The 3,220-nt window shown below is 53.6% G+C and carries 6 protein-coding genes; 3 read left to right on the forward strand and 3 right to left on the reverse strand.

Annotated features, from left to right (window positions below; translation table 11 throughout):
* Positions 1 to 239: 239 nt before the first annotated feature.
* From BMY49_RS16860 to BMY49_RS16865, 3 genes are read right to left on the reverse strand one after another with little or no spacing between them, the layout of a single operon-like run.
* On the reverse strand, positions 240 to 680 hold the full coding sequence (locus BMY49_RS16860; RefSeq protein ID WP_008957442.1) for a DUF411 domain-containing protein: 441 nt from the start codon (positions 678 to 680) through the stop codon (positions 240 to 242).
* Positions 681 to 693: 13 nt separating this feature from the next.
* Complete coding sequence (locus BMY49_RS18075; protein WP_008957443.1) at positions 694 to 828, reverse strand: hypothetical protein; 135 nt, start codon at positions 826 to 828, stop codon at positions 694 to 696.
* A gap of 36 nt (positions 829 to 864) precedes the next feature.
* On the reverse strand, positions 865 to 1,335 hold the full coding sequence (locus BMY49_RS16865) for a hypothetical protein (RefSeq protein WP_089676115.1): 471 nt from the start codon (positions 1,333 to 1,335) through the stop codon (positions 865 to 867).
* Positions 1,336 to 1,338: 3 nt separating this feature from the next.
* On the opposite strand from BMY49_RS16865, the gene BMY49_RS17645 reads away from it, so the two are divergent.
* From BMY49_RS17645 to BMY49_RS16875, 3 genes are all read left to right on the forward strand, one after another.
* Positions 1,339 to 1,554: a hypothetical protein gene (locus BMY49_RS17645; protein ID WP_208596229.1), complete on the forward strand. Its 216-nt coding sequence runs from the start codon at positions 1,339 to 1,341 to the stop codon at positions 1,552 to 1,554.
* A gap of 218 nt (positions 1,555 to 1,772) precedes the next feature.
* Entirely contained in the window at positions 1,773 to 2,144 is a 372-nt protein-coding gene (locus BMY49_RS16870) for a copper resistance CopC family protein (RefSeq protein ID WP_089676116.1), read from the forward strand.
* Positions 2,145 to 2,147: 3 nt separating this feature from the next.
* On the forward strand, positions 2,148 to 3,053 hold the full coding sequence (locus BMY49_RS16875; RefSeq protein ID WP_058577232.1) for a copper resistance D family protein: 906 nt from the start codon (positions 2,148 to 2,150) through the stop codon (positions 3,051 to 3,053).
* Positions 3,054 to 3,220: the final 167 nt, after the last annotated feature.

The raw sequence follows: 3,220 nt of genomic DNA on the forward strand, positions 1-3,220 counted from the left end.
ACTGAGTGCGCGATTAATTTTGAATAGGCACTTAGTGTGGCAATGTGTAGGTGTAAAGAAAACGACGCAATCTTATTTTTAGCTTACCGTAACGAATCGACCCGTAACGCACTAGCAAAGTAAATCCTAAGTTTAATACAGCGCTTTCGTTTTAGTAATGTATGACTTGAATGCGCCTGCTGTACTACAAGAGTCCGTTAGAACGGCGTGCAGACAGCAGGCGAGCTTTTATCACCCTACTAAAGGGTCATAAATGGCTCATCTTCCTGGCCTGTAAACGTGTACACATTGTAAGGGCTTTCTTGTGGCCCCGGCATACCCGGTGTGCCAATGGGCATACCCGCCAAACCGATACCGTCAATATCGGGTTGTTCCTCAAACAGCGCCTGCACGGCTTCCATTGGAACGTGGCCTTCGATCCAATACTCGCCCATCTCAATGGTATGGCATGAACCCAGGCCATAGGGCACGCCTGCCTGCTGCTTAATATCACCCAGCTCTACATCGTCAATAATCGTCACTTCTACGCCGAGCTCTTCAAGATGGCGTGCATAAGCGTCACAGCAGCCGCACTGGGGGTTTTTATACAATGTTGCCTCTGGCGGTAACGCCGCCTGGGCGGAGACCGCCCCAAGCAGCATGGAACCAGAGAGTAAAAGCTTGGTGCTCATATGTTGCATTATTTTCAACTCCTTAGCGTGAACGACTGAAGAGGTACTTGGCCAGCGAAGCGATCGCCAAGCCAATTAATAACAGCATGGCCAGGGGCATCAACCAGCCTAGCCACCCCATTGACCCCATAAAAGCAAAACATTCCGCGTTCATCATGCCATCACTCCTAAAAAAAGAGGCAATCGCCAAGGCTTATTGCGGGCCATGGTGGCTGGGCATGCTTCCTCTCATCTGTTCACGCTGCTCATCGGTCAGTAAGTCCTGCATCTGATTATGCATGCGCACGTTATCAGCCATCATATCGCCATGAAGGTTGGCCATTTGAGCATGCAGCGCCTTTATTTCCTCTGGTTCAGGGCGTTCAGTCTGCATGGTTTGCATCATGTCGTCGCGCAGGTTCATCAATTCGCCCATCCGCTCAAGCTGGGCCGCGCGGTGTTCTTGGCGCATCTCACGCATGGTACTCATCTGCTGCTCGTCGAGCATACCGCCAATGCCGGACATACTCCCCATGCCTTCCATCATTGGACAAGGCATCATCCCGCTTTGCCCTCCCATCATCATTCCTGGGTACATGCCTTCTTGACTGCCCATCATCATGCCCGAACCCATACCGACTTGGCCGTCCATCATATTGCCCTGACCTTGGGCGCCTTGGCTCATACCTTGAGCGAAGATGCGCTGCTGGGGACACTGAGGCTTGCAGCCAGGCCAATGGCAAAGATCATCTTGTGCTTAACCATGATATTTCCTCTTATCATGTTGCTGATCGAGACATCGCCTTATCCATTAAAAATGGAAGAAGGCGGAGTTAGCTTTCGTTATAAGCCTACAACCTATAGGTGGCCCAAAGGTAAAGGAGAAACCGATCCCAATACCTAAGTGTTGTCACAGATCATTTTTTCCGCCATTTTCAGCCCTGCTTCAGGTTGGCACGCTATAACACCTACACATTTCTTTGAAGATTCATACGACGCCATGCGCCTTGTTCGCCAAACAGGGAAAATGAACGATGTAAGAAGGCTCAACCGAATCAGTTTTAGCGCCTCCGCGATGAAGTAACAATATCCATTCAACCCTGAAAAACATAAGGATACGGTATGCAAAAGAAGAAGAGTTCGCTCCCTATCATTCACGCTACCTTAGCAACGCTGTTGCTGTCGCTAGCAATCCCGGCACTGGCCCATGAAGGCCTCGCAAACACTTTACCGAGGGATGGCGTCACCATTCAGGATTCCCCAGCAGAGATTGGCATCGAGTTTGGTGGCATGATGCGCATCACCCAGTTTGAAGTGACAGGCCCAAACGGCCCCGTTCCTCTTGATGGTCAGCCAGGCAGTGAACAGGTCGATCGCTACTTCGTAAAGCCCAGTGACACTCTTTCGGCTGGGGACTACCAGGTGCACTGGCGTGGCCTATCGGATGACGGGCACATGATGTCCGACGGTTTTAACTTCTCGGTCGAGCCCTGACCCGTGGCCTGGTGGTTCTCCGTAAATAGCCTCGACGTCTGGACCGTCGCGATGATTCTCGTGGCGGCTGGGGTTTACCTTAGTGCCCTAGTCGCGACGGGGGCCGTGTTGTTTCGTCTAGCGTTTCCCCGACTCCCTGATCACGACCGGAGGCGCGTCGCCCGCATGGGCGTTTTTGCTGCCTGGGCGGGGGTCATTCTGATTCTGTTCCAGTGGCCTTTAGAAGCTGGTTACCTTGGGGGCGGCAATATCGCTGCTGCAACCAACCCAATGCTGCTCGGAATCGTGTTTGAGGGTGCGTCCGGGGGCCGGCTAATGCTGGCGGTAGCTGGCTTGCTGCTGGTTCAGGCGATTCAGCTTAATAACTTAGCGCTCTCGAAAACAGCCAACAGCGTGAGCCTAGTAGGCGTTTTATTGGTGATGCTGGCATTCGTGCAGGTGGGGCATACAGTAAACACCCCACGCCTCGTTCTGGCTGGCTTGCTGATCGTTCACCTGATGGCGGCAGCATTTTGGGTGGCCTCGCTTTGGCCGCTGTTCCATTTAGTAGGACGGGGTCACAACCAGGACAATACCGCCCACATTCTGACCCGTTTCGGGAAAATCGCCATGGGCGGAGTTGGCGTGTTGGTACTGGCGGGCGTCACTTTGGCCACGCTGCTAACGGGCGGTCTCACGCCACTGCTCACCACGGCATATGGACAGTTCTTGATCGGCAAGGTATTGATTGTGGCGGCGCTACTGTTATTTGCTGCCGCGAACAAGTGGCGGCTTGTGCCGGCCTTTGAGAGCGGCGACGCAACAGCCCCAGGACGGTTACAGAGAAGTATTGCACTGGAGATGGTGCTGGTCGTGGTTATCCTGCTGATCACGGCGGTGCTGACAAGGGTGACATCACCGAATGGGTGACTAACAGGTCAACCACCTTGTTGAGCCGTTCCAGAGCTCGAAATTAACGGTCTCCTTCTTATGGGCCTTACGGTGACTGCTCCCCGCCCTAAGCGCTGACGCGCCACGGGCGAGGCTTCCCACTTCTCAGGCAGCTGCCGACGATGTGCCGGACTTACGCAAGCCTC

The sequence above is a fragment of the Vreelandella aquamarina genome (assembly GCF_900110265.1).
GTDB lineage: Bacteria > Pseudomonadota > Gammaproteobacteria > Pseudomonadales > Halomonadaceae > Vreelandella > Vreelandella aquamarina.